The sequence below is a fragment of the Geodermatophilus dictyosporus genome (genome assembly GCF_900115505.1).
In the GTDB taxonomy this organism is placed as follows: Bacteria; Actinomycetota; Actinomycetes; order Mycobacteriales; family Geodermatophilaceae; genus Geodermatophilus; species Geodermatophilus dictyosporus.
The window spans coordinates 183,751-210,274 of sequence record NZ_FOWQ01000001.1; the positions used below are offsets into that span (position 1 = coordinate 183,751).

Annotated in this window: 25 protein-coding genes and 1 pseudogene; 16 read left to right on the top strand and 10 right to left on the bottom strand. The window is 77.6% G+C overall.

What is annotated here, in order from left to right; translation table 11 throughout:
• Positions 1-66: 66 nt before the first annotated feature.
• The 3 genes from BMZ33_RS00915 to BMZ33_RS00925 all read left to right on the top strand — a co-directional run bounded on the left by BMZ33_RS00915 (position 67) and on the right by BMZ33_RS00925 (position 2,211).
• Positions 67-1,215 (top strand): low temperature requirement protein A, encoded by a 1,149-nt coding sequence (locus tag BMZ33_RS00915; protein WP_169063713.1) that lies wholly within the window; start codon positions 67-69, stop codon positions 1,213-1,215.
• A 106-nt stretch (positions 1,216-1,321) separates the two neighbouring features.
• Positions 1,322-1,840, top strand: coding sequence for a universal stress protein (locus tag BMZ33_RS00920; protein WP_091106869.1), 519 nt, complete (start codon positions 1,322-1,324; stop codon positions 1,838-1,840).
• A gap of 2 nt (positions 1,841-1,842) precedes the next feature.
• Positions 1,843-2,211 (top strand): hypothetical protein, encoded by a 369-nt coding sequence (locus BMZ33_RS00925; protein WP_091106871.1) that lies wholly within the window; start codon positions 1,843-1,845, stop codon positions 2,209-2,211.
• A gap of 28 nt (positions 2,212-2,239) precedes the next feature.
• Here the strand turns inward: BMZ33_RS00925 and BMZ33_RS00930 are convergent, their stop codons facing one another.
• Positions 2,240-3,397 carry a lycopene cyclase family protein gene (locus BMZ33_RS00930; RefSeq protein WP_169063714.1) on the bottom strand — a complete coding sequence of 386 codons (1,158 nt, stop codon included), beginning with the start codon at positions 3,395-3,397 and terminating at the stop codon, positions 2,240-2,242.
• A 104-nt stretch (positions 3,398-3,501) separates the two neighbouring features.
• Positions 3,502-4,920, bottom strand: a complete 1,419-nt coding sequence (locus BMZ33_RS00935; protein WP_091106874.1) for a cation:dicarboxylate symporter family transporter — start codon at positions 4,918-4,920, stop codon at positions 3,502-3,504.
• 143 nt (positions 4,921-5,063) lie between these two features.
• On the opposite strand from BMZ33_RS00935, the gene BMZ33_RS00940 reads away from it, so the two are divergent.
• The gene (locus BMZ33_RS00940; RefSeq protein ID WP_211202792.1) at positions 5,064-6,686 is read left to right on the top strand and encodes a sensor histidine kinase; all 1,623 of its coding nucleotides are present in this window, start codon (positions 5,064-5,066) and stop codon (positions 6,684-6,686) included.
• Positions 6,683-7,351 (top strand): response regulator, encoded by a 669-nt coding sequence (locus tag BMZ33_RS00945; protein WP_091106878.1) that lies wholly within the window; start codon positions 6,683-6,685, stop codon positions 7,349-7,351. Before BMZ33_RS00940 ends, BMZ33_RS00945 begins: the two co-directional genes overlap by 4 nt.
• 4 nt (positions 7,352-7,355) lie before the next feature.
• On the opposite strand, the gene BMZ33_RS00950 is transcribed toward BMZ33_RS00945, so the two are convergent.
• A complete protein-coding gene (locus tag BMZ33_RS00950) occupies positions 7,356-7,751 on the bottom strand; it encodes a YchJ family protein (RefSeq protein ID WP_091106879.1) in 396 nt (131 codons plus the stop codon).
• A 40-nt stretch (positions 7,752-7,791) separates the two neighbouring features.
• The gene (locus tag BMZ33_RS00955; RefSeq protein WP_091107809.1) at positions 7,792-9,438 is read right to left on the bottom strand and encodes a glycoside hydrolase family 13 protein; all 1,647 of its coding nucleotides are present in this window, start codon (positions 9,436-9,438) and stop codon (positions 7,792-7,794) included.
• A gap of 286 nt (positions 9,439-9,724) precedes the next feature.
• Between BMZ33_RS00955 and BMZ33_RS22905 the strand changes: the two genes are divergently transcribed.
• Positions 9,725-9,886 carry a hypothetical protein gene (locus BMZ33_RS22905; RefSeq protein WP_169063716.1) on the top strand — a complete coding sequence of 54 codons (162 nt, stop codon included), beginning with the start codon at positions 9,725-9,727 and terminating at the stop codon, positions 9,884-9,886.
• Positions 9,887-10,512: 626 nt separating this feature from the next.
• On the opposite strand, the gene BMZ33_RS00960 is transcribed toward BMZ33_RS22905, so the two are convergent.
• Positions 10,513-10,743 carry a hypothetical protein gene (locus tag BMZ33_RS00960; RefSeq protein WP_169063717.1) on the bottom strand — a complete coding sequence of 77 codons (231 nt, stop codon included), beginning with the start codon at positions 10,741-10,743 and terminating at the stop codon, positions 10,513-10,515.
• 76 nt (positions 10,744-10,819) lie between these two features.
• On the opposite strand from BMZ33_RS00960, the gene BMZ33_RS00965 reads away from it, so the two are divergent.
• The 3 genes from BMZ33_RS00965 to BMZ33_RS00975 all read left to right on the top strand — a co-directional run bounded on the left by BMZ33_RS00965 (position 10,820) and on the right by BMZ33_RS00975 (position 12,648).
• On the top strand, positions 10,820-11,104 hold the full coding sequence (locus BMZ33_RS00965; RefSeq protein WP_091106883.1) for an Ltp family lipoprotein: 285 nt from the start codon (positions 10,820-10,822) through the stop codon (positions 11,102-11,104).
• 109 nt (positions 11,105-11,213) lie between these two features.
• A complete protein-coding gene (locus tag BMZ33_RS00970; RefSeq protein WP_091106885.1) occupies positions 11,214-12,242 on the top strand; it encodes an LLM class flavin-dependent oxidoreductase in 1,029 nt (342 codons plus the stop codon).
• Between the two features lie 97 nt (positions 12,243-12,339).
• The gene (locus BMZ33_RS00975) at positions 12,340-12,648 is read left to right on the top strand and encodes a PspC domain-containing protein (RefSeq protein WP_091106887.1); all 309 of its coding nucleotides are present in this window, start codon (positions 12,340-12,342) and stop codon (positions 12,646-12,648) included.
• Between the two features lie 16 nt (positions 12,649-12,664).
• Here the strand turns inward: BMZ33_RS00975 and BMZ33_RS00980 are convergent, their stop codons facing one another.
• Positions 12,665-13,852 carry an MFS transporter gene (locus tag BMZ33_RS00980; RefSeq protein ID WP_091106889.1) on the bottom strand — a complete coding sequence of 396 codons (1,188 nt, stop codon included), beginning with the start codon at positions 13,850-13,852 and terminating at the stop codon, positions 12,665-12,667.
• A gap of 42 nt (positions 13,853-13,894) precedes the next feature.
• Positions 13,895-15,424, bottom strand: a complete 1,530-nt coding sequence (locus BMZ33_RS00985) for an ATP-dependent DNA ligase (RefSeq protein WP_091106891.1) — start codon at positions 15,422-15,424, stop codon at positions 13,895-13,897.
• A 372-nt stretch (positions 15,425-15,796) separates the two neighbouring features.
• Between BMZ33_RS00985 and BMZ33_RS00995 the strand changes: the two genes are divergently transcribed.
• Positions 15,797-16,345 (top strand): alpha/beta hydrolase, encoded by a 549-nt coding sequence (locus tag BMZ33_RS00995; RefSeq protein ID WP_169063718.1) that lies wholly within the window; start codon positions 15,797-15,799, stop codon positions 16,343-16,345.
• Positions 16,346-16,358: 13 nt separating this feature from the next.
• On the opposite strand, the gene BMZ33_RS22910 is transcribed toward BMZ33_RS00995, so the two are convergent.
• Positions 16,359-16,532, bottom strand: a complete 174-nt coding sequence (locus BMZ33_RS22910) for an alpha/beta fold hydrolase (RefSeq protein ID WP_169063719.1) — start codon at positions 16,530-16,532, stop codon at positions 16,359-16,361.
• A gap of 13 nt (positions 16,533-16,545) precedes the next feature.
• Between BMZ33_RS22910 and BMZ33_RS01000 the strand changes: the two genes are divergently transcribed.
• The 3 genes from BMZ33_RS01000 (at position 16,546) to mug (ending at position 18,776) form a co-directional block, all read left to right on the top strand.
• Positions 16,546-16,824 carry a hypothetical protein gene (locus BMZ33_RS01000; RefSeq protein ID WP_091106896.1) on the top strand — a complete coding sequence of 93 codons (279 nt, stop codon included), beginning with the start codon at positions 16,546-16,548 and terminating at the stop codon, positions 16,822-16,824.
• A gap of 87 nt (positions 16,825-16,911) precedes the next feature.
• On the top strand, positions 16,912-18,102 hold the full coding sequence (locus BMZ33_RS01005) for an FAD-dependent oxidoreductase (RefSeq protein ID WP_091106898.1): 1,191 nt from the start codon (positions 16,912-16,914) through the stop codon (positions 18,100-18,102).
• Positions 18,099-18,776 carry a G/U mismatch-specific DNA glycosylase gene (gene mug, locus BMZ33_RS23870; RefSeq protein WP_091106900.1) on the top strand — a complete coding sequence of 226 codons (678 nt, stop codon included), beginning with the start codon at positions 18,099-18,101 and terminating at the stop codon, positions 18,774-18,776. The genes BMZ33_RS01005 and mug overlap by 4 nt, the downstream gene beginning before the upstream one ends.
• 944 nt (positions 18,777-19,720) lie before the next feature.
• Here the strand turns inward: mug and BMZ33_RS24780 are convergent.
• Positions 19,721-21,535 (bottom strand): annotated as a pseudogene (locus tag BMZ33_RS24780) (AfsR/SARP family transcriptional regulator); the annotation flags it as partial.
• Between the two features lie 127 nt (positions 21,536-21,662).
• Between BMZ33_RS24780 and BMZ33_RS01020 the strand changes: the two are divergent.
• Positions 21,663-22,949, top strand: a complete 1,287-nt coding sequence (locus tag BMZ33_RS01020; RefSeq protein ID WP_091106904.1) for an FAD-binding oxidoreductase — start codon at positions 21,663-21,665, stop codon at positions 22,947-22,949.
• On the opposite strand, the gene BMZ33_RS01025 is transcribed toward BMZ33_RS01020, so the two are convergent.
• A complete protein-coding gene (locus BMZ33_RS01025; protein ID WP_091106906.1) occupies positions 22,917-24,164 on the bottom strand; it encodes a globin domain-containing protein in 1,248 nt (415 codons plus the stop codon). The two genes, BMZ33_RS01020 and BMZ33_RS01025, sit on opposite strands and share 33 nt — an antisense overlap.
• 363 nt (positions 24,165-24,527) lie before the next feature.
• On the opposite strand from BMZ33_RS01025, the gene BMZ33_RS01030 reads away from it, so the two are divergent.
• Entirely contained in the window at positions 24,528-25,667 is a 1,140-nt protein-coding gene (locus BMZ33_RS01030) for a globin domain-containing protein (RefSeq protein WP_091106908.1), read from the top strand.
• Positions 25,664-26,503, top strand: coding sequence for a DivIVA domain-containing protein (locus BMZ33_RS01035; RefSeq protein WP_091106911.1), 840 nt, complete (start codon positions 25,664-25,666; stop codon positions 26,501-26,503). Before BMZ33_RS01030 ends, BMZ33_RS01035 begins: the two co-directional genes overlap by 4 nt.
• The last annotated feature ends 21 nt before the right edge of the window (positions 26,504-26,524 follow it).

The window sequence follows — 26,524 nt, forward strand, 5'->3', positions numbered from 1 at the left end:
GGTACTGGGCACGGTCGGACGGGGCGGACGGGACGGGGGACGCGCGTGGCCGGTCGGGAGGACGTGGTGCGGGCGCCTTCGCTGCGCACCGACGGCGGCCGCTCCGCCTCGCGGCTGGAGCTGTTCTTCGACCTGGCGTTCGTGCTGGTCGTCGCGGAGCTGGCCATCGCGCTCCGCGAGGACGTGACCTGGCACGGGTTCGGGGTCTTCGCCGGCCTGTTCGCCACGGTCTGGTGGTCGTGGGTCAGCTCGACGCTCTACGCCAACCGGTTCGACCACGACGACGTCGTGTACCGGCTCTACAAGCTCGGCAGCATGGCCGCCGTCGTCGGCCTCGCCGCGGCGGCGTCCGAGGCGACGGGCAAGCGGTTCACCGTCTTCGTCGTCTGCCACCTGCTGCTGCGGCTGATGCTGGTCCTGCAGTACCAGCGGGCCCACCGGCACGTGCCCGAGGCCCGCCCCATCACCCGCCTCTACCTGGCCGGCGCGGTGGCGGGGGCGGCGCTGTGGGCGGTGTCGCTGGCCGTGCCCCGGCCGGCCGGGTTCGCCCTGTGGGCCGCCGCGGTGCTGGTCGAGGCGCTCGTGCCGCTGCTGGCCACGCGGTCGCGGGCCGACGTCCCGCTGCACGTCGAGCACCTGCCCGAGCGGTTCGCGCTGTTCGTCATCCTCGTGCTCGGCGAGCCGGTGGCCGCCGTGGCGCACGGGCTCTACGACGCCGACTGGTCGGGCGAGGCGCTGCCGGTGGCGGTGCTGGCGTTCGTCCTCGCGGCGGCCCTGTGGTGGAGCTACTTCGACCTGGCCGGTGCGCGCGCCAAGCGGCTGCTCGACGAGACCGGGCAGTCCAACGGCGCGCACTCCCACGACGTCTACGTGTTCGGGCACCTCCCGCTGACCCTCGCCCTGGCGACCGTGGGCGCCGGGGTGGAGCTCGCCGTCGTGGAGGCCGGGGACGTGCCCGCGGGGACCCGGCTGCTGGTGGCCGGCGGGGTCGCGGCCTACCTGGCCTCGGCGAGCATCACCGCGTCGGCGATGACGGGGGAGGTGCGCCGCGGCTGGTGGTGGCCGCTGCTGGCCGCGGGCGTGGCGCTGCTCGACGCGCTGCTCGACGTGCCCGCCGTCGCGGTCATCGGGGCGCTGGCCGCGCTGGTGTGCGCCGTGGTGGTGGCCGGCCTGGTGCAGCGCTCCTCCGGGCGGCTGGCCACCGAGGAGGTCTGAGCCGCCGGCCGCGGGACCGCGACGGGGACCTCCGGCCCTGCCGTGCGCGGCCGCCAGGAGGTGCACTGGTCCCGACCGGCCCCGCCGGCCGGCGAGGAGGTGCGCCGTGGGACCGACGTCGTCCGGGGGAGCCGTCGTCGTGGGCGTCGACGGCTCGGCGTGCGCCCGCGGGGCGCTGACCTGGGCCGCGCTCATGGCCGGACGGGCGGGGATGCCGCTGACGGTCGTGCGGGCCTGGAGCATCCCGACCGCGCCGCGGCCGGACTGCTGGGAGCCCGGCTACGTGCCGCCGCTCGCGGAGTACGGGCGGGCGGTGGAGCAGGCGATCGCCGACGACCTCGCCGGGGCCGGGGTGCCGCCGGGAGTGCGCGTCGACTGCCGGGCCGAGCACCGCGCACCGGTCGAGGCGCTGCTGGCCGCCGCGGAGGGCGCCGACCTGCTGGTCGTCGGCGCCCGGGGCCGCGGTCGGGCGGTCGGGCGGCTCCTGGGGTCGGTGAGCTCCTCGCTGCTCAAGGCGGCGCCGTGCCCGGTGACCGTCGTCCGGTCGGGGACCGCGCCGCAGCCGGAGGAGCGGCCGGACCGCGTCGAGGTGCCCGGGCCGGGCCCGGGCCGTCGGGAGGGATGACCATGGACCCGTCGCAGACCCGCCGGGCGTGGGAGATGACGGAGGGCGAGAAGCTGGTGGCGCAGTGGGAGGCGCAGCACGACGTGGCCGCCCGCGGCTCGCGCTGCGACCCGCTGGGCGTGCAGCACCAGCTCAGCCGCGCCCGCGTGGCCGAGCGGGCGCACGCCCACCCGCACGGCGCGACCGCGTCCCGCGCCGCGTCGGTCCCCGCTCCGTCCCCGGCGCCCGCGCCGCCGGAGCCGCCGCCGGCCGACCCGCCGGCCGACCTGACGGCCGACCTGACGGCGGTGGCCGGCCGGCCGCCGGTCCCGCCCGCGCGGGCCCGCCGGCACCCGTGGCTGCACCGCCTGCCGGGCTGGCGCCGGTCCTGACCGCACCCCGGCGGCGCACCGGCCGGCCTCACCGGCCGCGCCGGGTCACCGCGCGGCCGCCCACCCGCAGCACGGTGCGCAGCAGGTGGGCCCGCTGGGCCGCGGGGAGGGCGGCGAACGTCCGCGCCATGGCGGCGGCGACGGCGGCGGGGGAGGACCCGACGTCAAGGTAGGCCGCCCACGCGCGTTCGGGCAGCGTGAAGAACGCGGCGAAGAAGGCGTCGGTGGCCGCGGTGTCCAGCGGCAGCAGCACCTCCAGGCCCAGGCCCAGCAGCCCCGCCGTCGTCCGGCGGCGGGCCGCGCGCACCACCGGCCGGGGGTCGCGGCCGGTGGCCAGCGCTGCCGCCACCCGCGGGCCCAGCCGCAGCGAGGAGGCGACGCTGTAGCCGGTGGCCGGGTGCACCAGCCCGGCCGCCGCGCCCAGCACGGTGCCGCGGCGGCGCGGGGCGTCGAGCGGGATGGCCACCCGCTCGGCCTCCCCGGCCGGGCGCAGGCCGCGGGCGGCGAGCAGCGCGCCGAGGCGGGCGCGCAGGTCGTCCAGCGGCACCGGCGGGCGGGCGGCGAGCGACGTCGCCTCCAGCAGGACCGTGCCGTCGTCCAGGGGCAGGCCGTAGAGGAAGGCCGGCGGTGCGGCGGGGTCGGCGAGCGCGGCCCAGTCCATGAGCAGTGCCCCGCCGGGCGGCACCAGGTCCCCGACCGGGCCGGCCACCACCTCGCCCCACGCCCGCTGCTGCGCCGTGCCCGGGCCGCCGCCGCGGGCGTCGAGCACCACCCCGGCCGCCCGCTCGCCCCCGCCGGCCAGGACGGCGACCTCGCGGCCGCCCTCGGCGCGCACGCCGGTCACCCGACCGGTCACCACCTCGCCGCCACCCGCCCGGAACCGCTCGAGCAGCGCGGCGTGCAGCACGCCGTTGCGCAGCCGGGCGTAGTCCCGGCCCAGCCGCCGCTCGCCGCCGGCGGCGGTGCGGACGACGGTCGGCGCGTACGCCGCGGCCACCGCGGCCGGGTCCAGGCCGAGCGCCGGGGCGGCCGCCGCCAGCTGGTCGGCCCACAGGCAGTAGGTGGCCGGCCACACCCGCAGCGACGGCGCGACCAGCGCGGTGCGCAGCCCGGCCGCCGCGCACGCCGCCGCGGCGGAGAGCCCCGCCGGCCCGGCCCCCGCGACGACGACATCGAGGGCGGGCACCGCGGCAGCCGACCACACCGGCCCGGGAGCCGCAGCACCGGCCCCCGGACGCGACGGTGCCCGCCGCCCCCCGGAGGGGACGACGGGCACCGGGGTGGAGCGGGTCAGCGGGTGGAGCCCGCCGCCGCCTCGCGCAGCGCGTCGCCGGCGTCGCGCTCGCCGGGACCGGCGTTGGTCGCGTCGGCCGGGAGCCCGGCGTCGGACGGGCCGCCGTGGTCGTCGTCGATCATGGTCGCCTCGTCGAACGGGGACTCGCCGGACAGCGCGGCCGAGAGCTGTCCGCGGTCGAGCTCCTTGGTCCAGGTGGCGATCAGGACGGTGGCGATCGCGTTGCCGGCGAAGTTGGTCACCGCGCGCGCCTCGGACATGAACCGGTCGATGCCGACGATCAGGCCGACGCCGTCGAGCAGGTCCGGACGGTGCGCCGACAGCCCGCCGGCCAGCGTGGCCAGGCCCGCACCGGTGACGCCGGCGGCGCCCTTCGACGCGATGATCATGAAGACCAGCAGGCCGATCTGCTCGCCGACCGTCAGCGGGTCGCCCAGCGCCTCGGCGATGAACAGCGAGGCCATCGTCAGGTAGATGGCGGTGCCGTCGAGGTTGAACGAGTAGCCGGTCGGGACGACGATGCCCGCGACCGGCGCGCTGACCCCGGCGTGCTCCATCTTGGCGATCAGGCGGGGCAGGGCGGTCTCCGACGACGAGGTGGAGACGATCAGCAGGAACTCCCGGCCCAGGTACTTCAGCAGCGAGAAGACGTTGATCTTGGCGACCAGCCGCAGGATCAGGCCGAGGATGACGAACACGAACACCGCGCAGGTCGCGTAGAAGCCCAGCATGATGATCGCCAGGCTCTTCAGCGCGTCGATCCCGGTCTCGCCGACGACGGCGGCGATCGCACCGAAGGCGCCGATCGGGGCCACCCACATGACCATCGCGAGGATGCGGAAGACCAGCTTCTGGAAGTGGCCGATGCCGCGCAGGAGCGGCTCGCCGGAGCGGCCCATGGCCTGGATGGCGAAGCCGGTGAGCAGGGCGACGAGCAGCGCCTGCAGCACCGAGCCGTCGGTCAGCGCGGACACCAGCGTGGTCGGGATCAGGCCGAGGATGAAGTCGGTCGTGCCGCCGGACTCCTCGGCCGTGCCGGCCAGCTCGGCGCCCGCGCCGCGGAGCTCCTCGGACAGCTGCAGCCCGTCGCCGGGGTGCAGGACGTTGCCGACCACCAGGCCGATCGCCAGGGCGACGGTCGACATGAGCACGAAGTAGCCCAGCGCCAGGCCGCCGATGCGGCCGACCTTGGCCGCCTGCCGGATGGCGCCGATGCCCAGCACGATCGTGCAGAAGATGACCGGCGCGATGAGCATCTTGATCAGGCCGACGAACGCCGTGCCGAGCCACTTGAGGCTCACGGCGAACTCGGGGAACGCGAAGCCGACCACGATGCCGAGGACGACGGCGGCGATCACGGCGATGTAGAGCCAGTGCGTGCGGTCACGCTTGCCGGCCGCGGTGCCAGCTGCCATGGGAGCTCCTGGGAGGGTGAGGACGGCGCCCGGGGTCCGGGCGGTGGTCGCTCCCAGTGGGCCGGACGCCGTGACCGGCGTCACGCATGCGTTCATTGCGTTCACGCCCACCCGTCCGCAGCGGGACACTGCGGAGCGTGTCGATGCTCACCCGCCGCGGGCGGGTCCGCAGGGGGACGAGCCTGGCGCGCCAGCTGCTGTGGTTGCAGGCGCTCGTCCTGCTGACCGTGGTGACGACGGCGACCGCGGTCGCCTACCTCGACGCCCGCTCGGCCCTGGAGCGCGCCGCGGAGCAGCGCACGCGGGCCGTGGTGGAGAGCCTGGCCGACTCCCCGCTCGTGGTCGACGCCGTCGCCGCCGGGGACGCGACCGCGGTGCTGCAGCCCTTCGTGGAGGAGGTGCGGGCCGACACCGGGCTGTCGTTCATCACCGTGATGGCGCCCGACCGCACCCGCTTCACCCACCCCGACCCGGCGCAGATCGGCCGCCCGTTCGTGGGCACCGTCGCCCCGGCGCTGGCGGGGGACACCTTCAGTGAGACCTACACCGGCACCCTCGGCCCGTCGCTGCGCACCACCGGCCCGGTGTTCGGCGACGGCGGCGAGGTCGTCGCGCTGGTGTCGGCCGGCCTCACCGTCGACGTCGTGGGCGCGGACCTCGCCGAGGCGGTGCCGGGGATCCTCGGCACCGCCGCGGTCACCCTCGCCGTCGGCGCGCTGGGCAGCTGGGCGGTCAGCCGGCGGCTGCGCCGCCAGACCGGCGGCCTGGACGCGACGACGATGGCGGCGCTGCTCGAGCACCACGAGGCGGTGCTGCACGCCGTCCGCGAGGGGCTGCTGCTGCTCGACCGCGACGGCCGGGTGACCCTCGCCAACGACGAGGCCCGCCGGTTGCTCGACCTCGACGGCGACCCGGCCGGCCGCCGCCTCGACGAGCTGGGCCTCCCGCCCGAGCTGGCCGCGGCGCTGGGCAGCCCCGAGCGGGGGGTCGACGAGGTCCACCTGACCGACACCCGCGTACTGCTGGTCAACCGCTCGCCCGCCCGCTCCGCGGGTCGCAGCGGTTCGGTGGTCACCCTGCGCGACCACACCGAGCTGCAGGCCCTCACCGGCGAGCGCGACAGCGTGCGGGCCTTCGCCGAGTCGCTGCGCGCCCAGGCGCACGAGGCGGCCAACCGGCTGCACGCCACCGTCTCGCTGGTGGAGCTGGGCCGCAGCCGCGAGGCGGTGGAGTTCGCCACCGCCCAGCTCGCCGCGGCGCAGGAGCTCACCGACCGGGTGGTCGGCGCGGTGGAGGAGCCGGTGCTGGCGGCGCTGCTGCTCGGCAAGGCCGCCACCGCCGCCGAGCGCGGCGTGCGTCTGGACGTCGACCCCGGCACCTCGGTGGGTGCGACCGGCATCCCGGGCGGCGACCTGGTCACCGTCGTGGGCAACCTGCTCGACAACGCCATCGACGCCGCGCTGGCCGGGGAGCCGCCCCGCGAGGTGCAGGTCGGCGTCTGGGACGACGGCGACCGGCTGGAGATCCGGGTCGAGGACAGCGGGCCGGGCCTGGCCGAGGAGGACGTCGAGCGGGTCTTCCGGCGCGGCTGGTCGACCAAGGCCGACCCCGACGGCGCGCCGGCCGGTCTCGGGCGCGGGCTGGGCCTGGCGCTGGTGCAGCAGGTGGTGCGCCGCCACGGCGGCACGGTGGGCGTGCGGCCCGGGCCCGGGGCGGAGTTCCGGGTGTCGATCCCGCTGTCGGTGCCGGCCGGGGCCCCGCGGTGATCCGCGTGCTGGTGGTCGAGGACGAGCCGGTGGCCGCCGAGGCGCACCGGGCCTACGTCGACCGCACCGACGGGTTCGCCACCGTCGGCGTCGCCGGCACGGGTGCGGCGGCGCTGGCCGCGCTGGGCCGCACCGCCGTCGACCTGGTGCTGCTCGACCTGCACCTGCCCGACGCCTCGGGCCTGGACCTGTGCCGGCGGATCCGGGGGGCGGGTGCCGACGTCGACGTCCTCGCCGTCACCTCGGCGCGGGAGCTGGCCACCGTGCGGGCCGCCGCGGTGCACGGCGTCGTCGGCTACCTGCTCAAGCCGTTCACCTACCCGGCGCTGCGCGACCGGCTGGTGGCCTACGCCGAGTACCGGGCCCGGCTGACCGGCGGGGGCGACGCGGCCGGGCAGGCCGAGATCGACCGGGTGCTGGGCACCGTCCGCCCGTCGCGGTCCGCGCCGCTGCCCAAGGGCATGGGCCGCGAGACGCTGGACGCCGTCGTCACCGCCGTCCGGCAGGCCGACGGGGTGTCGGCGGCCGAGACCGCGGAGCTGATCGGCGCGTCGCGGATCACCGCCCGCCGCTACCTGGAGTACCTGGCCGAGACCGGGCTGGTCGACCGCGTGCCCCGCTACGGCGGCACCGGCCGGCCCGAGCTCGAGTACCGCTGGCGGTGAGCGGTCAGCCGACCCCGCCGTCGACCTCGCCGTCGGTGTAGAGCCAGCGGCCGTCGGCCCGGCGGAAGCGGCTGCGCTCGGCCTGCAGGTGGTCGGCCCCGCCGGCGCGGGCGTGCGCGCGGAAGGTGACCGTGCCCTCGACGTCGAACGGCCCGCCGCCGGTGGTGGCCAGCACCTCCAGCCCGGTCCAGCGCACCGCCGGGTCGAGCTCCAGCGACGGTGGCCGGGTGGCCGGGTCCCAGGTGGCGAGCAGGTACGCGGGGTCGCCGACGGCGAAGGCGCTGTAGCGCGAGCGCACCAGTTGCTCGGCCGTGCCCGCGGTCGCCGTCCCGTCGTGCAGCCGCCCGCAGCACTCGGCGTAGGTCAGGCCGGTGCCGCAGGGGCAGCGCTTCGGGCTCACCGCTGCAGTGTGGCCCCTCGGCGGAGGAGGGCTCGCCGCCTCAGTCCTCGGCGATCCAGATGGCGGTGTCCGGCGGCAGCGCCACCGAGCGGGCGGAGCTGTGCACCCCGGGGCCGGACTCCAGAAGCACCTGCCCGCGCGAGCGGACCAGTGCGGTGTCGGTGCCCATGTTCACCACGCAGCGGACGGTGCGGCCGCCGCCGGTGCAGCGCACGGTCAGCACGTCGCCGCGGGTGCTGACGGTGGCCTCGCCGGTGCCCAGCGCCGGGTGCTCGGCGCGGACGGCCAGTGCCTGGCGGTACAGGTGCAGCACCGAGCCGGAGTCGCGGGTCTGCCGGGAGACGGCGTGCCGCCTCCACTCGGCGGGCACCGGCAGCCACGGCTTCGCGGCGCCGGCGGGGGAGAAGCCCACCCCGGCCGTCGCGTTCCACGGCATCGGGACGCGGCAGCCGTCGCGGCCGGCGCGCTCGCCGCCGCTGCGGTGGAAGATCGGGTCCTGCTTGGCCTCGTCGGGCACGTGCGCCTGCGGCAGGCCCAGCTCGTCGCCGGCGTAGACGTAGGCCGAGCCGGGCAGCGACAGCAACAGCAGCGCCGCCGCGCGGGCGCGGGCCAGGCCGGTCTCGCCGCCGCCGAAGCGGCTGACCATGCGGTCCTTGTCGTGGTTGCCCAGCACCCACGACACCGGCGCGCCCACCCGGCCGAAGGCGTCGAGCGCGCTGCCGATCGCCTCGGCGAACGCCGGGGTCTCCCACCGCGACTTCAGCATCCGGAACGACAGCGACTGGTGCAGCTCGTCCGGCCGCGAGTAGAGCGCCACCTCGTCGAGGTCGGCCAGGCAGACCTCGCCCACCAGCATCGTGCCGGGGTACTCGTCGCAGACCGCCCGCCACCGGCGCCAGACGTCGTGCACCTCGGGCTGGTTCCAGGTCATGGCCTGCTCGGGGCCGTGCCCGAAGAGGGTGGGGGAGTACTCGCCCGGGTTGTCCCGGAGGCCGGCGTCCTTGTAGAGGCCGTAGGCGACGTCGACGCGGAAGCCGCTCACGCCGCGGTCGAGCCAGAAGCGCAGCGTGCGCTCGAAGTCCTCGGCCACGACGGGGTCGCGCCAGTTGAGGTCGGGCTGCTCGGGGGCGAACAGGTGCAGGTACCAGCGGCCGTCCGGGGTGCGCGACCAGGCCGGGCCGCCGAACAGCGAGCGCCAGTTGTTCGGCGGCTCCTCCGACGGCGGGGCGAAGTGGTAGCGCGACGCCTCGGGGCCGTGCGGGTCGGCCAGCGCCGCCTGGAACCAGGCGTGCCGGTCGGAGGTGTGGTTGGGGACGACGTCGAGCACGACGCGCAGGCCCAGCCGGCGGGCGTCGGCCACCAGCTCCTCGACGTCGGACACGTCGCCGTACTCCGGGTCGACCGCCCGGTAGTCGACGACGTCGTAGCCGCCGTCCGCGCCGCCCGAGGGGTAGTGCGGGTTGATCCACAGCGCGTCGACGCCCAGCCACGAGAGGTAGGGCAGGCGGGCGCGCAGCCCGGCGAGGTCGCCGATGCCGTCGCCGTTGCCGTCGGCGAACGAGCGCAGGTAGACCTGGTAGACCACGGCCGAGCGCCACCAGGCGTCCTCGACGGACGGCGCCGGCGAGAGCCAGGGGGACTGCTGCCGGCCGGCGGCGGTGCCGGCCGCGACGAGTCGAGCGGACATGCCCACACGATCGGCAGGGATCCCGTGACAGGGAGCGGCCAGATGCGACGAAGACGGCGCCGCGCTCCGTCAGATCTCGACGAAGCGCGGCATCCGTGCTGGTGGCGGCCCGGGTCGCCCCCGAGGAGCGCCCGGCGGCCCGGCGCCGGTTCACCCCACGGGGTGGGCGGCGGGCCGGCTGAGGCGACGCCCACACCGGGAGGTGGATGCCCGGGGCGGCACCCGGCGTTGCACTGCCTGTTCGAGCGAGTCACGGCCGCCCCGCGGCGGCAGGAAGCACCCCACCATGGCCGATCGCGCCCTCTGTCTCCGTCACCCCCGGCACGTCTGGATCGCCAGCTGCCCCGACTGCACCGCCTGGTACCTCGCCGGCCTGCGCGCCGGCCGGCAGGACCGGACGGCGGTGCCCCGTCCCACCGCGGACACCGCCCGGGAGGCCGCGGCCTGAGCGCAGGCCCACCCGAGCAGCCGACGGCGCCCCTCCCGCGGGAGGGGCGCCGTCGTGCGTGAGGACGGCACCGGGACCGTCGCCCACGATCCGCGGGCGACTGGGGTGGAGGACCTGCCGACGGTTCCGATACTCCACCGGAACGCAGACGAGGTCTGCCTCCAGCGATGCAGGAGTTCTCCCGTGACACACCCCGAGGACAGCGGCGGCCCGACGGGCTCCCCGGCCCGGCCCGGCGCGCCGTTCCGGCCCGGCACCCCTCCGGCGGCTGACGACCGTCCCACGGCCGCCTTCGCTCCCACGCCGCTGCCCCCGCCCGGCTCCGGCCCGCAGCCGGGGTTCGGTGGTCCGCCGCCGTTCGGTGGCCCGCCGCCCGGGTTCGGCGGCCCGCCGCCCGGGTTCGGTGGCCCGCCGCCCGGGTTCGGTGGCCCGCCGCCCGGGTTCGGGGGCCCGCCGCCCGGGTTCGGTGGCCCGCCGCCCGGGTTCGGCGGCCCGCCACCGGGTTTCGGCGCCCCACCGCCGTTCGGTGGACCGCCGTTCCCGCCTCCGCACGCGGTGCCGCAGGGCGCCTGGCCGCCCGCGCCGGCCGGCGCAGGGGTACCGGCCCCCTGGTACCGGCGGAAGCGCTACGCCATCCCCGCCGGTGTGCTGGCGCTGGCCGTGCTCGGGGCCGCCGTGTCGCCGAAGGAGGACACGGGGAACACGCCCGCGGCCGCCGGTTCCAGTGCGTCCGCCACCGCTACGTCGGCGCCGGCGAGCTCCGCTGCGCCGACCCCACCGGCCGACCTGGTCGCCCCGACCACCGTGCCGTCGCCCTCGGCGACGATCCCGGTGCCGGCGCCCGCGCCGCGCAGCACCGCCCCAGCTCCGGCCCCGGCCCCGGCCCCGGCGCCGGCCCCGGCGCCTGCTCCCGCCCCGGAGCCGGACCTGACCATGGGTCAGCGGAACGCGCGCTCGTCCGCCGACGACTACCTCTCCTTCACGTCGTTCTCCCGGTCCGGCCTCATCGAGCAGCTGGAGTTCGAGGGCTACGCCACCGACGACGCCACCTGGGCCGTCGACAGCCTGGGGGTGGACTGGAACGAGCAGGCCGCCCGCTCCGCCGGTGAGTACCTCTCCTTCACCTCGTTCTCCCGGTCCGGCCTCGTCGAGCAGCTGGAGTTCGAGGGCTTCACCCCCGAGCAGGCCGAGTACGGCGTGAGCCAGGCCGGGTTCTGAGTCTCCTCGACCCCAGCGACGGGCGCCGTCGTCGTCGCGACCTGGTTCACTGCGGTTGAGCGTTGAACGGTGGTCCGCCCGCCGGCGCCCGCAGGACTGGAGGACCCCCGTGCACCTCGGCGTCGACAGCTTCGTGGCAGCGGTGACCGACCCCTCGACGGGGCACGTCGTCGGCCCCGCGGAGCGCATGGAGCACCTGCTCGAGGAGATCGAGCTCGCCGACCGGGTGGGGCTGTACTCCTTCGGCATCGGCGAGCACCACCGGCCCGAGTACTACGACTCGGCACCCCCGGTGATCCTCGCCGCGGCCGCCGCGCGCACCGGGCGGATCCGGCTCGGCAGCGCGGTCGCCGTGCTGTCGGCGGCCGACCCGGTGCGGGTGTTCCAGCAGTTCGCCACCCTCGACCTGATCGCGAAGGGCCGCATCGACCTCGTCGTCGGCCGCGGTTCCTTCACCGAGGCGTTCCCGCTCTTCGGGCTGTCGCTGGCCGACTACGACGAGCTGTTCGACGAGAAGCTGGACCTGCTGCTGCGCATCCGCGCGTCCGAGCACGTCACCTGGTCGGGCCGGCACCGCCCGGCGCTCACCGGGCAGGGCGTCTATCCCCGGCCGGTGCAGGACCCGCTGCCGATCTGGGTCGGCGTCGGCGGCTCGCCGGAGTCCTTCGTCCGCGCCGGGCTGCTCGGCCTGCCGCTGATGGTCGCGATCATCGGCGGCGAGCCGCGGCAGTTCGCGCCCCTCGTCGACCTCTACCGCCGTGCCGGCGCCCAGGCCGGGCACGCCCCCGACACCCTGCGGGTCGGGCTGCACGTGTTCGGCTACGTCGCCGAGAGCACCCAGGCCGCCGCCGACACCATCTACCCCGGCTGGCACGAGATGTTCGCGAAGATCTCCCGCGAGCGCGGCTTCGCCCGGCCCACCCGTGCGCAGTTCGACGCCACCAGCGGCCCGGACGGCGCCTTCTTCACGGGCGACCCCGACACCGTGGCGGCCAAGCTGCAGCGGGTCTCCGGGCAGCTCGGGGGCGTCGACCGGGTGGCCTTGCAGATGACCAACCCGCGGCTGGCGCACGCCGACCTGCTGCGGGGCATCGAGCTGCTCGGCACCGAGGTCGCCCCGCGGGTGGCCGGGCTCTGATCGGGGTCCGGTCGGGGTACCGGGCCAGGGACGGATCCGGGTGCGCTCCGGGCGTCCCCCGATGTCCCGGGGCCGCCGGTCCCGGCAGGCTCGTGCCATGACCTCGAACCCCCTTCCCCCCACCGCCCTCCCGACCGTCCCCGCCCCGCAGCGGGAGCTGCGGCGCAGCCGGTCCGACCGGATGCTCGGCGGCGTCTGCGGCGGCCTGGCCGGCTACACCGGCGTCGACGCCGTGCTGTGGCGCGCCGCCGTCGTCGCGCTGACCCTGGCCGGCGGCGCCGGCCTCGTCCTCTACGCCGTCCTGTGGGTGCTCACGCCCGGCGAGCCGCTCGCCCCGGGTGAGCAGCCGCACCCGGTCGACCGGTTCGTCGACCGGCTGGCCGGCCGCGGCGACGACACCGTCTGAGCACCCGGCCGGGCGCTCACCGGCGCGGCAGCGCGAGCGCGGCGACCAGCCCCGCCCCGACCACGGCCGTGCTCACCGCGAACGCCACCTGGTAGGAGGCGACGTCGGTGAGCCAGCCGGCCACCAGCGGGCCGACGACGGCCCCGAGGTCGGCGGCCATCTGGAACACGGCCACCACCCGGCCGCCCCGGGCGGGGCTGACGTCGCCGACCAGCGCCGCGGGCACGCTCGCCAGCAGCGAGGCGGCCAGGCCGTAGCCGGCCATCGACAGCAGGAACGCCCCCGTGGAGGGCGGCAGCACCAGCACCGACATCGCCACGGTGCCCACCGAGGCGCCCAGCACCAGGCTCGGCCGCCGTCCCCACGTGTCGGCCAGCCGGCCCGAGCGGAGCAGGCCCAGCGCCTGCGCCGCCGAGCCGGCCAGCAGCCCCGCGCCGGCCCAGGCCGCCGTCCGGCCCAGCTCCTCGGTGACGTAGAGCGGGACCAGCGAGTTGCGGACGCCGAACAGCACCCAGCCGATGCCCAGGTTGGCCACCAGCGCCGCGACGTAGGCCCGCGACCGGAGCGCCGCCCGCAGCGGCACCGGCCCCTCGGCGAGGTCGGGTGCTCCGGCCGCGGCGGTGTCCGCGGCCTCCTGCGACGGCGACCGCAGCAGCACCAGCGCCACCGCGCCGGCGGCGAGCAGCGCGCCGGCGTAGAGGAAGAACGGCAGCCGCGGGGACAGCGTGGTGAGCAGCCCGCCCGCAGCCGGCCCGGCGATGCCACCGAGGATGAACCCGCCCTGGTAGGTGGCCGCGGCCCGGCCGCGCGCCGTCGGCGGCGCCACCCGCAGCAGCAGCGCCAGCGCGGCGACCGTGAACATCGCGCTGCCGACCCCGCCCGCGGCCCGCAGCCACAGGAACACCGGGAAGGACGTCGCCAGCCCGGCCAGGCCGGTGGTGACCGCCACCATCGCCAGCCCCGCGGCGAGCACGGTGCGCTCCCCGAGCACCTCCACCAGCCGGCCGCCGCCGAACGCCGACACGAAGCGGAAGAGGGCGAACGCGCTCACGGCCAGGCCGACCGCCGTCGTCCCGACACCGAAGGAGGAGGCGAACAGCGGGATGGCCGGGGCCACGATGCCGAAGCCCAGCGCCACCACGAAGGCGACGACGGCGAGCACACCGACCTCGCGGGGCAGCTCCGCCGTCGACCGTCCCCGCACCGGGCGATGCTCGCAGCCGCCGCGCGGGCCGCCGACGGAGGGTCAGCCGGTCAGCAGGGCGCGGACGGCGTCGATGGTGTCGGCCTCGGCCGGCGTCTTGTCCGGCCGGTAGCGGACGACGCGGGCGAAGCGCAGCGCTACCCCGCCCGGGTAGCGCGGGCTGCGCTGCGCGCCGTCGAGGGCCACCTCGACCACCAGCTCCGGCCGCAGCCGCACGCCCCACGCGGGCGTCTCGACCGCGAGCCCGGGGAAGGTGGCCGTCTGCCAGGCGAGCAGCTCGTCGGTCATGCCCTTGAACGTCTTGCCCACCATCACCGGCTCCCCGCCGTCGGGGTCACGGGCGCCCAGCGAGATGTTCGACAGCCGCCCGGTGCGCCGCCCGTAGCCCCACTCGGCGGCCAGCACCACCAGGTCGAGGGTGTGCACCGGCTTGACCTTCTGCCAGGCCCGGCCGCGCCGGCCCGCCGCGTAGGGCGCGTCCAGCGCCTTGACCACGACGCCCTCGTGCCCGGCGGCGAGCGCGTCGGCCAGCACCCCGGCGGCCTGCTCCGGCGTCGGCCGGCGCACGCCCGGCATCCGCAGCGGCGCGTGCTCGGGGGCGGCGAGCAGCCCGGCGAGCGCGTCGAGGCGGACGGCCAGCGGCTCGTCGAGCAGATCGCGGCCGTCGAGGTGCAGCACGTCGAACAGGAAGGGGCTCAGCAGCACCGCCGCGTCGGGGCCGGCGCTGCCGAAGCGGCTCATCGTGTCCTGGAAGGCCCGCGGCGCGCCGTCGTCGTCCAGGGCGAGGGTCTCCCCGTCGAGGACGGCGGTCGTGCACGGCAGCGCCCGCACCCGGTCGGCCAGCTCGGGCACCGCGCCGGTGACCTCGCGCAGCGTGCGGGTCCACACCCGCACCTCATCGCCGTCGCGGTGCACCTGGATGCGCGCGCCGTCGAGCTTGTGCTCGACGGTGACCTCCGCACCGAGGTCGGCCAGCGCGTCGCCGAGCGAGGAGCCGGGGCTCGCCAGCATCGGCCGCACCGGGCGGCCCACCTCCAGCCGCACCGCGGCCAGCGCGTCGGTGCCGCCGGCCAGCGCGGTGGCCGCGGTGGCCGGCAGCGAGCCCGACAGCATCGCCGCCCGCCGGACCGCCTCGGCGGGGACGCCGGCCGCGGCGGCCACCGCGTCGAGGACCACGCCCTCGAGCGCGCCCTGCCGCAGCTCGCCGGTGAGCAGCCGGACGAGGAAGCGCTGCTCGTCGGCGGTGGCCGCGCCGAACAGCGTGCCCAGCAGCTCCTCGCGGCGGGCCGCCGACCCGGCGCCGGAGGTGGCGGCCAGCGCGGTGAGCGCGTCGTCGACAGCGGCGACGGTCAGCGCCGGTGCGGCCACCGGGTCGTGCGCGAGCCGGGCGAGCGTGCGCCAGCCGACACCGAGGCGGCCCTGGCGGACGTCGCCGGCCAGCCAGGCGGTGACCGGCCCGACCTCGCCGGGCTCCGCGCGACGCAGCACGCCGGCGATGGCGCCGGCCTTGGCGGTGCGCGAGCGGGTGGCGGCCACCGCGGCGGAGGCGGCGGCGACGTCGGCGAGCAGCACGCCGCCAGCCTGGCACCGGCCCCGTCCGGGTGTGGCGCGGCCCGTCCGCGGGCAGTCCTGCCCCGTCGACGGAGACGGGGACGAGGAGGCGGTCGTGGGCCGGACGGACCCCGAGGACGGGCCACGGGGCTGAGCTCCGGCCAGGGGCCCACCCGGCGCGGGTTCCTCGGGGCCGCCGCGGGGCTCGCCGCCGCCGGCCTGCTGGCCGGGTGCGGCGGGCGGCTGCCCGGTGCACCGGACCGGGACGGCGCGGCCACGCTGACCGCCCGCCCGGCGCCGCCCTCGCCCGGCACCGCGCCGCCACCGGCGGGCACCTCCCCGCTCGGCCTCGAGGAGACGCGCGACCCGCTGCTGCACCTGCCGCCGGCGGGCGTGTCCGCGCCGGCGCCGCTGGTCGTCGTCCTGCACGGTGCCGGCGGGGACGCGGAGGCCGGCCTCGGCCTGCTGCGGCCGCTGGCCGACGAGCGCGGGCTCGTCCTCCTCGCGCCGGCGTCCCGGGGGGCGACCTGGGACGCCGTCGCAGGCGGCTACGGCCCGGACGTCGCCGTCGTCGACCGGGCGCTGGCGGCGGTCTTCGCCGCCGTGCCGGTCGACGCCGCACGGGTCGCCGTCGCCGGCTTCTCCGACGGCGCGTCCTACGCGCTCGGTCTCGGCCTGGCCAACGGCCGGCTGTTCCGGCAGGTGGTGGCCTTCTCGCCCGGCTTCGTGCCACCGGGCCCGCGCACCGGGCGGCCGCCGGTGTTCGTCTCCCACGGCACCGACGACGACGTGCTGCCGGTCGACCGCACCAGCCGGGAGATCGTGCCGGCGCTGCGCGAGGACGGCTACGACGTCACCTACCGCGAGTTCGCCGGCGGCCACTGGGTGCCCCCGGAGGTGGCCCGGGAGGCGGCCGACCGGCTCGCCGTGCCCCAGGGCTGACCGGGCCGGCCCGTCAGCCGCCCCGCTCGGCGAGCCGGCGCACCGGGGCGGACCACGCCGCGGGGTGGGTCCAGGGGAAGCTGTGCGCGCCGGGCAGGGACACGAACCGGCCGTCCCGGGCCAGCCGGCACAGCGAGCGGGCCCACTCCTCGGTGCACAGCAGGTCGTCCGCGCCGTGCAGGACCAACCGGGACCGGGACGTGCGCGACGACGTCCTCGAGTGGGTCGGCCAGGTGGGCACGGACGGCGTGCAGGACGCTGTGTTCGGCCGCGCGCTGGCGGTCTCGGTGGCGGGGCTGACCGCGCGCACCCCGGAGGAGGTCGACCGGGGGCTGCTCCTGGTCGCCGCCATGAACCTCCTCGACGTCCTCACCGCGCTGGGCGCCGCGCGCGGCTCCGGCCGGCCCACCACGGTGCGGGCGGTGGCCAGTTCCGCCGTCCACGGCGCGGCGGCGCTGGCGGTGCGGGCGATGGACTGACCCCGGCCGGCGCGCCGGGAGGACTGGAGACCGGCCGCCGGGTGTGAGGGAATGCCGGGCAGGGCTGGTCAGGGGGAGGTGCCCGGCATGACGCGAGCGATCGTGGTCGGCGGCGGGGTCGCCGGGCCGGTGGCGGCCATGGCCCTGCAGAAGGTGGGCATCGCCGCGACCGTCCACGAGGCACGCGCCGCCCCGGCCGGGGACGTCGGCGCCTGGCTCGGCGTGCAGGTCAACGGCCTCGACGCGCTGCGGGCCGTCGACGCCGAGGACGCCGTCCGCGCCGTCGGGTTCCCCACGCCGGTGATCGAGTTCCGCAACCACACCGGCCGGGTCCTGGGCACCCTGCCGACCGGCTCCCCGGCGTCCGGGCGGACCTCGGGCCTGTCGCTGCGCCGCTCGGACCTCTACCGCGCCCTGCACGGCGAGGCGCGCCGCCGCGGCATCGAGGTCCGCCACGGCTCGCGGCTGACCGCCGTCTCCGACACCGGCGACGGCGTCACCGCGGTGTTCGCCGACGGCCGCACCGAGACCGCGGACCTCCTCGTCGGCGCCGACGGCGTCCGCTCGACGGTCCGCGGGCTGGTGGACCCGGACTGTCCGCCGCCCCGGTTCGTGCCCGTGCTCAACACCGCCGGTTACTCGGAGCACACGCCGGCCAGCGCCGAGGTGGGCCGGCTGACCATGGTCTTCGGCCGCCGTGCCTTCGCCGGGTACCTGGCCGCCCCGGCCGGCGGGACGTGGTGGTTCGCCAACCCGCCCCTGGCGCGCGAGCCCTCGGCCGAGGAGGTCGCGGGCACCTCGGACGCGGAGTGGCGGGCCCGGCTGGCCGACCTGTACGGGCGGGACCGCTCACCGGTGGCGGCGCTGGTCGAGGCCACGCCCGGACCGCTGCGCGGGTGGACGACGTACGACGTCCCCACCGTGCGGCGCTGGTCCCGCGGGCGCACGGTGCTGATCGGCGACGCCGCGCACGCCACCTCGCCCGCCGCGGGCCAGGGCTCCTCGCTCGCGATCGAGGACGCCGTCGTGCTCGCCCGCTGCCTGCGCGACCTGTCGCCGGAGCAGGCCCTCCGCGCGTTCGAGGGCCTGCGGCGGGCGCGGGCGGAGCGGGTCGTCGCCCAGGGGTTCCGCACCAGCAGCGCCAAGTCCCCGCCGGCCGTGGGCCGCCTGGTGCGCGACCTGGTGGTGCCGCTGGTGCTGCGCCACCGCGACCCCCAGGCCTGGGTGCGCGACCACGCCGTCGACTGGGGCGCGCCGGTCCCCGTCCCGGCGGGATGACCCGGGTGGGCAAGCCGCTGCCCGACGTCGTGGCGCCCGGCCTCGACGTGCTGTTCTGCGGCATCAACCCCTCGCTGCTGTCCGCGGCCCGCGGCCACCACTTCGCCCGGCCGGGCAACCGGTTCTGGCCGGCGCTGCACCTGGCCGGGCTCACGCCGCGGCGGCTGCGCCCCGAGGAGGACCGCGAACTGCTGCTCTTCGGCCTCGGCGTCACCAACCTGGTCGACCGCCCCACGCGCACCGCCGCCGAGCTGACCCCCGGCGAGCTGCGCGCGGGCGTGGCCGCGCTCGAGGAGCTGGTCGCCCTCCACCACCCGCGGGTGGTGGCGGTGCTCGGCGGCACCGCGTGGCGGCTGGCCGTCGACCGGCGGGGCGCCCCGTGGGGGCGGCAGGAGCGGCGGCTGGGCGGGGCGGAGACCTGGGTGCTGCCCAACCCGAGCGGGCTCAACGCCCACCACCAGCTGCCCGACCTCGCCCGGCACTACGCGGCGCTGCGGCCGCCGGCTCAGCGCGCCGAGCCGGCCAGCGCCCCGGGTGCCTCCGGTGTCCCCGGTGCCTCCCCGGCCAGCCGGCCCACCAGCGCGACGGCCCCGCCGAGCTCGAGCCCCGACCCCCGGGCCACCGCGGCGGCCAGGTCGTGCGGGTCGAGCGCGGCCTCGAGCGCGGCGACGTAGCGCCCGCCGTCGACCGGGTCCATCCGCAGCGGGTCGTAGCCGACCATCCGCGCGCTGGACCGCACCGCACCGAGCAGGACGGCGCCGTCGCGGGCCCGCCCGCCGGCCACGGCCGCGCCGACGGCGGTGAGCAGCCCGGCCAGCGTGCCGGTGGCGTCGCCCTCCTGGTGGGTCAGGTCGACCATCCGCCACAGGTGGGCCAGCGCCTCGGGGGCCCGGCCCAGCTCGATGAGCACCTTGGCGCGGATCCACAGTGCCGACGAGTGCGCCCACGAGTGGCCCAGGCCGAGCGCGAGCCGCTCGGCGCGGTCGAGGTGCTCCAGCGCGCCCTCGGCGTCGCCGGCCACCCGCGCGAACTGGCCCAGCGTCATGGCGATCTCGGCCTGCACCCACGCGATGCCCGACGCCTGGGCGAGCTCCAGGCCGCGGGCGATGTCGCGGGCGGTCTCCCCGTCGGGGTCGGCCTGACCGAGCAGCGCCCGCACGAACCCGCGCAGCACCAAGGCCAGCGCCAGGACGCCGTCGGAGTCGCCCGCGTCGGCCGACACGATCTCGTTGGTCCGCGCCCAGATCGAGGGGGCGTCGCCGGAGAGGTAGGCCAGCAGCGCGTCGCCGAGCAGCGCGCCGCTGCGCACCCGCGGCGGCGCGTCGGGGGTGGCCTCCAGCGCGCTGAACAGCCAGCGGCGGCCCTCCTGCACGTGCCCGCGGCGGTACCACCACCACGACAGCGCCGAGGCGATCCGCAGCGCCGGCTCGCCCTGTCCGGTGGCCAGCGCGTGCGCCAGGGCGGCCCGGACCGCCGGCTGCGCCGCGTCGAGCCGGCGGGCGCTGGCGGTCCACTCGGCGCGGCGCAGCGTGGGCTCGAGCCGCTCCACCAGGGCGACGACGTGGCCGACCAGCCGGTCGCGCAGCCGCCGGGCGAGCGCGTCGTCCAGGCCCTGCTCGGCGTACTGCCGCAGGGTCTCGAGCATCCGGTAGCGGCCGGCGCCGTGGTCGAGCTCGACCAGCGACTTGGCCACCAGCTCCCGCAGCAGCGCCACCGCGGCACCGCCGACCTCGGGCCCGGCGACCGCCTCCACCGCGTCGGGGCCGAAGCTGCCCGGCAGCACCGACACGGCGCGGAACACGGCCAGCTCGGCCGGGGTGAGCAGGTCGACGCTCCACTGCACGGTCGCGGCCAGCGTCCGCTGGTGCGGGACGGCGGTGCGCCAGCCCCCCGACAGCAGCGCGAAGCGGTCGTCGACCCGCTCGGCCACCTCGGCCAGCGGCAGCGTGGTCAGGCAGGCGGCGGCCAGCTCGACGGCCAGCGGCAGCCCGTCGAGGGCGGCCACCAGGTCGCGCACCCGCCGCAGGTCGGGCTCCGACGGGTCGGCCAGGTGCGGGGCGACCAGCCGGGCGCGGTCGAGGAACAGCTGCTCGGCGTCGCTGCCCGGGGCGCCGGCCGGCATCGGCCCGCAGGGCAGCACCGCCTCGCCGGGCAGCCCGAGCGGCTCCCGGGAGGTGGCCAGCACCTGCAGGTCGGGGCAGCGGGGCAGCAGCTCGGCGCACAGCGCGGCGGCGGCCGCGACGACGTGCTCGCAGTTGTCCAGCACCAGCAGCAGCGGCCGGTCCTGCAGCGCGGTGGCGACGGCGCCGACCGGGTCGCCCGCCGTCAGGCTCACGCCCAGGACGGTGGCCACCTGCGCGGCCACCAGGTCGGGGTCCTCGACACCGGCCAGCTCGGCGAGCACCGCCGGCGGCGACCCCGCGGGGCGGCGGCGGGCGGCCTCCAGCGCCAGCCGGGTCTTGCCGCTGCCGCCCGGGCCGACCAGGGTCACCAGCCGCCGGCCGCCCAGCGCCGCGGCGACGGCGGCCAGCTCGCGGGCGCGCCCGACGAAGGCGGTCAGCGGCACCGGCAGCGGCCGCAGCGGGCGGGGCGCCGCCGGCTCGGCCGGCACCGGCACCGGTGCCGGGGTGGGCGCCGCGGCGGGTGCGGCAGCGGCCGGGCGCGGCGCGGCCAGCGCCGGGTCCTGCCGCAGGATCCGCTCGTGGAGCTCCTGCAGCGGCCGGCCGGGGTCGACGCCGAGCCCGTCGGCGAGCAGCCGGCGGCCCTCCTCGTACACCTCCAGGGCCTCGGCCTGCCGGCCGCACCGGTACAGCGCCAGCACCAGCGACGCCCGCAGCCCCTCGCGCAGCGGCTCGGCGCGCAGCAGCTCGCGGACGTCGTCGACGATCTCGGCGTGCCGGCCCAGCCGCAGGTCCAGCTCCGCGGCGAGCTCCCGGGCGGCCAGCCGCAGCTGCTCGAGCCGCTCGGACTCCTCCCCGGCGAAGGTGGCCGACACGTCGGCGTAGGCCGGGCCGCGCCACAGCGCCAGCCCCTCGGTGACCGCGGCGCGCGCCCGCGCGGCGTCGTCCCGGGCGGCCAGGTCGCGGGCGGCGCGCAGCAGCTGGACGAAGCGGATGGCGTCGACGTCCTCCGGCGCCACGTCCAGCCGGTACCCGGGCTCGCGAGTGACCAGCAGCGTCCACCGGCCGTTCGGGGCGTCGGGCTCGAGCTCGCGGCGCAGCCGCGACACGATCGACTGCAGCGTCGCCGAGACGGCGGTGGGCGGCTGGCCGCTCCAGACCCGGTCGACGAGCAGGTCCACCGGGACGGTGCGCCCGGCGTCGACGAGCAGCGCCGCCAACACAGCGCGGTGGCGCGGTGACCGGGTCGGCAGCAGCGCGCCGTCGCGCCAGACCTCGACGGGCCCGAGCACGCGGAACGAGGTCACGGACATCGGTCTGCAGGCTAGGGCCTCACCTGCGGTGTCGGCACCGGTTTCGTTCCCCAAGCCCGTGACAAGGTCACGGCAAGTCGGGCGCGCACGATCGGGTCACCGTCGCCACCCCGTCCGGAGACCCGCCATGCCGCTCGCACCGCCGCCCGTGTTGCCCGCCGACCTCGCCACCGCGCTGCGCGGGCGGTTGTCCCCGGGGGCGCGCCTGGCCGGCGGGGTGGTGTCGGCGGCCGCGCCCGGCGACGTCGTCGCCGCGCTGCGGCTGGCCGGCCGGCACGGCGTCCCCGTGGGGGGCGCGGCGGGACGCGGACTGGTGGTCGACGTCGACGCGCTCGACGAGGTGACCGTGTCGCAGGCGGGGTGGGCGCGGGTCGGCGGCGGGGTGCGGTGGCGGCGGCTGGCCGAGGCCGCCGCGCGGTGCGGAGTTGCCCCGGTCACCGGCCCGACGCCGGCCGAGCGGGTCGCCGACGCGGTGACCGGCGGGGGAGTGGGGCCGCTCGCGCGCACCTACGGGCCGGTGCCGGACCGGGTGCGGGCCGTCGAGCTGGTCACCGGTGACGGCGTGCTGCGCCGTGTGACCGCCGAGGACGCGCCGGAGCTGTTCTGGGGGGTCCGCGGCGGCGGGCCCGGTCTCGGCGTGGTGACCGCCGTCGAGCTGGACCTGCTGGCCGCCCCCACCGTGCACGCCGGCTGGCTGCACTGGGCCGGCGCCGACGCCGCCGCGGTCCTGGCCCGCTGGCGGACCTGGTCGGCCGCGCTGCCGCCGCAGGCCGGGACGACGCTGCTCCTGGTGCGGCCCCCGTCCGGGCGGGACACCGTCGCGGTGCGGTTCGCCTGGACCGGTGATCCCGCCGACGGCGCCGCGGTCCTCGACGGGCTGCGCGGCGCGGTGCCGCCCCGGCGCGACGACGTCGTCGTCCGGCGTCCCGGCGACCTCGGCACCGCGCCCGTGCCCGCGGACGGCGTCGAGTCCTCGCTGCTGCTCGACCGGCTGCCGGTGGCCGGCGCCGACGCGCTGCTGGCCGCGGCCCGGCGGTGCGCGCCGCGGGCGGTGGAGCTGCGGCTGCTCGGCGGCGCGGTCGGCTGGGTGCCCGAGCGCGGCAGCGCGCTGTGCCACCGCGAGGCGCGGCTGGCGGTGCGGGTGGTCGGCGGCGCCGGTGCCGAGCAGCGGGCGGCGACCTGGGCCTGCGTGGAGGAGCTGGCCGACGTCCTCGGCCCCGACACCGGCGGGCGGGAGGCGGCGCACGGCGTCGGCCCGTCCCCCGACGTGCTGGCGCGGACGCCGACGCCCGCCGTCCGCGAGCGGCTGGCCGCGCTGGCCGCCGCCACGGACCCGCACCGCGTCCTCGAGGGCGCCAGCCGCCGCGGTCCGGCCGACCGGTCAGGCGGCCCCGGCGTGCGCGGCACTGGGTGAGGGCTCGGTCTGCGAGTCGGCCTGCCACAGGTCCGGGCCGAACACCTCGTACTGGACGTCGCGGGCGGGCACGCCCCGGTCGAGCAGGGCGCTGCGCACGGCCCGCATGAACGGCAACGGGCCGCAGAGGACGTAGGCGGCCCCCTCGGGCAGGTCGACGGCGTCGAGGTCCATGACCCCGGCGTGCACGGAGTCGACCGGGAGGGTGCTGTGCGCCCCCCGCTCGTACCAGGTGTGCACGGTGGCGCCGGGCAGCCGGCGCACGTCCGACAGCACCTGCTCCCGCAGGGCGAAGGACTCCTCGTCGAGGTCGGCGTGCAACAGCGTGACGGGCAGGTGCGAGCCGGCCACCGTCAGGTGCGAGAGCATCCCCGCCATCGGCGTGATGCCGATGCCCGCGCTGGCGAAGACCACCGGCCGGCCGGAGTCGTCGAGGACGACGTCGCCGAAGGGCAGCGACATCCTCAGCCGGTCACCGACCCCGACCCGGTCGCACAGGTGGTTGGAGACCTCGCCGTCCGGCCTGCCCCCACCGCGGACCCGCTTGACCGAGAACTGGCGGTGCTCGCCGTCGTCGGCCCGGGTGAGGCTGTACTGCCGCGGCTGGTGCACCCCGTCGGGCATCGGGACCTGCACCGTCACGTACTGGCCGGGCAGGGAGGTCTTGACCAGCCGGTCGTCGACCCGCCGGACCCGGAAGGTGACGACGTCGCGGGTCTCGTCGATCCTCTCGGCGACCTCCCACTCGCGCCACACGGTCTCCGGGCGCACCCCGCCGGCGCTGTAGAGGCCGCGCTCCTGGTTGATCAGCGCGTAGGCCATCAGCCAGTAGACCTCGTCCCAGGCGGCGGCGACCTCGGGGGTGACCGCGTCGCCCAGGACGTCGACGATGGCCCAGAACAGGTGCTCGTGGACGACGTCGTACTGCGCCGGTGTGATGCCCAGCGAGGCGTGCTTGTGCGCGATCCGCGACAGCAGGCGCTCGGGGACCTGCTCCGGGGTCTGCACCAGCGCGCCGGCGAAGACGGCGACCGAGCCGGCGAGCGCCACCTGCTGGGTGCCCTCCGCCTGGTTCCCGCGGTTGAAGACCCCGTCGAACAGCTCAGGGTGGGCGCTGAACAGGTGCGCGTAGAAGCGCTTCGCGATCTCGCCGATGTGGTCGGCGACCACCGGCAGCGTCGCCTCGACGACGGGTCGGGAGCGGTCGGAGAGCATGGTCCTCCTCGGGACGTGCGACGGACGCGGTACGGCGCTGTCCAGCGGTGGAGCGCCCCGTGACCGTGCCCGCCCGTCCCGGCCTGCCAGGGGGAGGGGCGACCGCGGACCGGCGCTCCTCGCGCCCGACCCTGCCAGGAGCGACTGCCAAAAGGAACTGCGGAGGTACCGGTACAGGTCTAGCCGTCGGCGGGGACGCGTGGTTAGAGTGCGCCCGGACTCCTCGTCGTCCGCGTGAACCCGCAGTCCAGCGGGCCGGAGGGGTCCTCACGGGGCGGTGACCGCGGCAGGACGAGGCAGCGGCGTCCCGACGGTCCGGCCGGCCGGCCGGACCGCACGACGCCGGTTCACGGGGGGCGTTTCGTGGACATTCCCGCGATGCGGGCGAACTTCGCCAAGGCCGCGGCCGCCGGGGACGAGGCGCCGCTGTGGTTCTACGCGCACCTGTTCCTCGCCCACCCCGAGACCCGGCAGATGTTCCCGGTCTCGATGGCACACCAGCGCGACCGGCTGTTCGCCGCGCTCGGCGAGGTGGTCGCCCGGGTCGACGACCTGGACTCCCTCGTGCCGATCCTGCAGCAGCTGGGGCGCGACCACCGCAAGTTCGGGACGGTGACCGAGCACTACCCCGCGGTGGGGGCGAGCCTGCTGGCCACGCTCGAGCACTTCGACGACGACTGGGACGACGCGCTGGCCGCGGACTGGACGGCGGCCTACGAGCTGGTCGCCTCGGTGATGGTCGAGGCTGCCGAGGAGATGGCCGACCAGCCGCCCTGGTGGGAGGCCGAGGTCGTCGCGCACGAGCGGCGCACCGTCGACACCGCCGTCCTGCGCCTGCGGCCGGTGGTCCCGCTGCCCTACCGCCCCGGGGAGTCGATCTCGCTGGAGACGGAGCGGCGGCCGCGGCTGTGGCGCTACTACTCACCGGCCAACGCCCACCGGCCCGACGGCGAGCTCGAGATCCACGCACGGGCGCGGGCCGGCGGGCCGGTCAGCACCGCCCTGGTGCGGCAGGTCGACGTCGGGGACGTGCTCCGCCTGGGCCCCCCGGTGGACCACCTGCGCTTCGACCCCGAGTCCGACCGCGACCTGCTGCTGGTGGCGGGCGGCACGGGGCTGGCACCGCTCAAGGCGATCATCGACCACGTCGCCCGCACCGGCCCGCCCCGGCGGGTGGACCTCTTCGTCGGCGTCCGCCTCGAGGACGACCTCTACGACCGGGCGGACCTGGAGCGGCTCGAGCGCGAGCACCCCTGGCTCACCGTCACCGTGGCCGTCTCCGAGGACGAGCACTCACGGCTGGCGCACGGTGACGTCGGCGAGGTGGTGGTGCGCTCCGGGCCGTGGGCGAGCCGGGAGGCCTACGTCGCCGGACCTCCGGCGATGGTCGAGGACACCGTCGAACGGCTGCTGCAGCACGGACTGCCCCGGGACCGCATCCGCACCGAGGTCTTCGCCCCCAGCCGCCCGGGGCCGGACGTTGACGGAAAGGTGACCACATGACCACCACCACCGAGTCCGCCGCGTGGACCGGCGGACGGCGACTGACCCCCGCCGATGTCCGCGACGTGCGGTTCGGCCGGGCCACCGTCTTCCACCCCGGGTACGACGACACCCAGGTGGACCGCTTCCTCGACCGCGTGGGCGAGGAGCTGGCCAAGCTGCACGCGGAGAAGGCCGAGCTGCGGGACCGGGTGCACGACCTGGAGGCCCGGATCGACGGCGAGCAGCGGCGCGAGGCGCCCTCGACCCAGGCCGTGGGGATCCTCGCGGCGGCTCAGCAGACCGCCGACCAGTACGTGGCCGAGGCCGAGGCCTTCAGCCGCGTGGTGACCACCGAGGCCCGCGAGCACTACGAGGACCAGGTGCGGCAGGCGCGCGAGAAGGTCGGCGCGATGATCCAGGCGGCGCAGGAGGCCGCCGCCGTGATCTCCGCCCAGGCCGCCTCGTCGGGCACGGCCGGGGACGACGACTCCCGCACGGCCGCGGAGCTGCAGGAGCAGGTGGTCTACCTCCAGGCATTCAGCCAGGCCTGCCGCATCCAGCTGCGCGCCTACCTCGAGGCCCTGCTCGACGACGTCGAGCGCGAGTGGGGCGCCGCGCACCCGGACGGCGTGCCGGCCGTGTCGGCCCGTCCCCGGGTGCAGCGCCCGCCGGCTGCCGCAGCACTGTCGGGTGCGCCGGCTCCCGCCGTGCGGGCCCCCGCCGTGCCGGCCCCTGCCGTGCCGGTCGGCGCGGTCGAGCCGTCGACCGTGGAGGCGGCAGCGGTGCTGCTCAGCGAGGACGCGCTGCGCCAGGACCGTCAGGACGACGAGGCCGGAGCGCGCCCGCGGCAGTGAGCGCGGGGCTCGCCCGGACCT

What these genes read in the sequence shown, in the direction of transcription:
- mug (WP_091106900.1), top strand. Translation starts at nt 18,099, where the DNA reads ATGACCCGGGTGGGCAAGCCGCTGCCCGACGTCGTGGCGCCCGGCCTC.
- BMZ33_RS01025 (WP_091106906.1), bottom strand. Translation starts at nt 24,164, where the DNA reads ATGCTCTCCGACCGCTCCCGACCCGTCGTCGAGGCGACGCTGCCGGTG.
- BMZ33_RS01035 (WP_091106911.1), top strand. Translation starts at nt 25,664, where the DNA reads ATGACCACCACCACCGAGTCCGCCGCGTGGACCGGCGGACGGCGACTG.
- BMZ33_RS00925 (WP_091106871.1), top strand. Translation starts at nt 1,843, where the DNA reads ATGGACCCGTCGCAGACCCGCCGGGCGTGGGAGATGACGGAGGGCGAG.
- BMZ33_RS00965 (WP_091106883.1), top strand. Translation starts at nt 10,820, where the DNA reads ATGGGTCAGCGGAACGCGCGCTCGTCCGCCGACGACTACCTCTCCTTC.
- BMZ33_RS00955 (WP_091107809.1), bottom strand. Translation starts at nt 9,438, where the DNA reads ATGTCCGCTCGACTCGTCGCGGCCGGCACCGCCGCCGGCCGGCAGCAG.
- BMZ33_RS00940 (WP_211202792.1), top strand. Translation starts at nt 5,064, where the DNA reads ATGCTCACCCGCCGCGGGCGGGTCCGCAGGGGGACGAGCCTGGCGCGC.
- BMZ33_RS01005 (WP_091106898.1), top strand. Translation starts at nt 16,912, where the DNA reads ATGACGCGAGCGATCGTGGTCGGCGGCGGGGTCGCCGGGCCGGTGGCG.
- BMZ33_RS00935 (WP_091106874.1), bottom strand. Translation starts at nt 4,920, where the DNA reads ATGGCAGCTGGCACCGCGGCCGGCAAGCGTGACCGCACGCACTGGCTC.
- BMZ33_RS01020 (WP_091106904.1), top strand. Translation starts at nt 21,663, where the DNA reads ATGCCGCTCGCACCGCCGCCCGTGTTGCCCGCCGACCTCGCCACCGCG.
- BMZ33_RS00975 (WP_091106887.1), top strand. Translation starts at nt 12,340, where the DNA reads ATGACCTCGAACCCCCTTCCCCCCACCGCCCTCCCGACCGTCCCCGCC.
- BMZ33_RS22905 (WP_169063716.1), top strand. Translation starts at nt 9,725, where the DNA reads ATGGCCGATCGCGCCCTCTGTCTCCGTCACCCCCGGCACGTCTGGATC.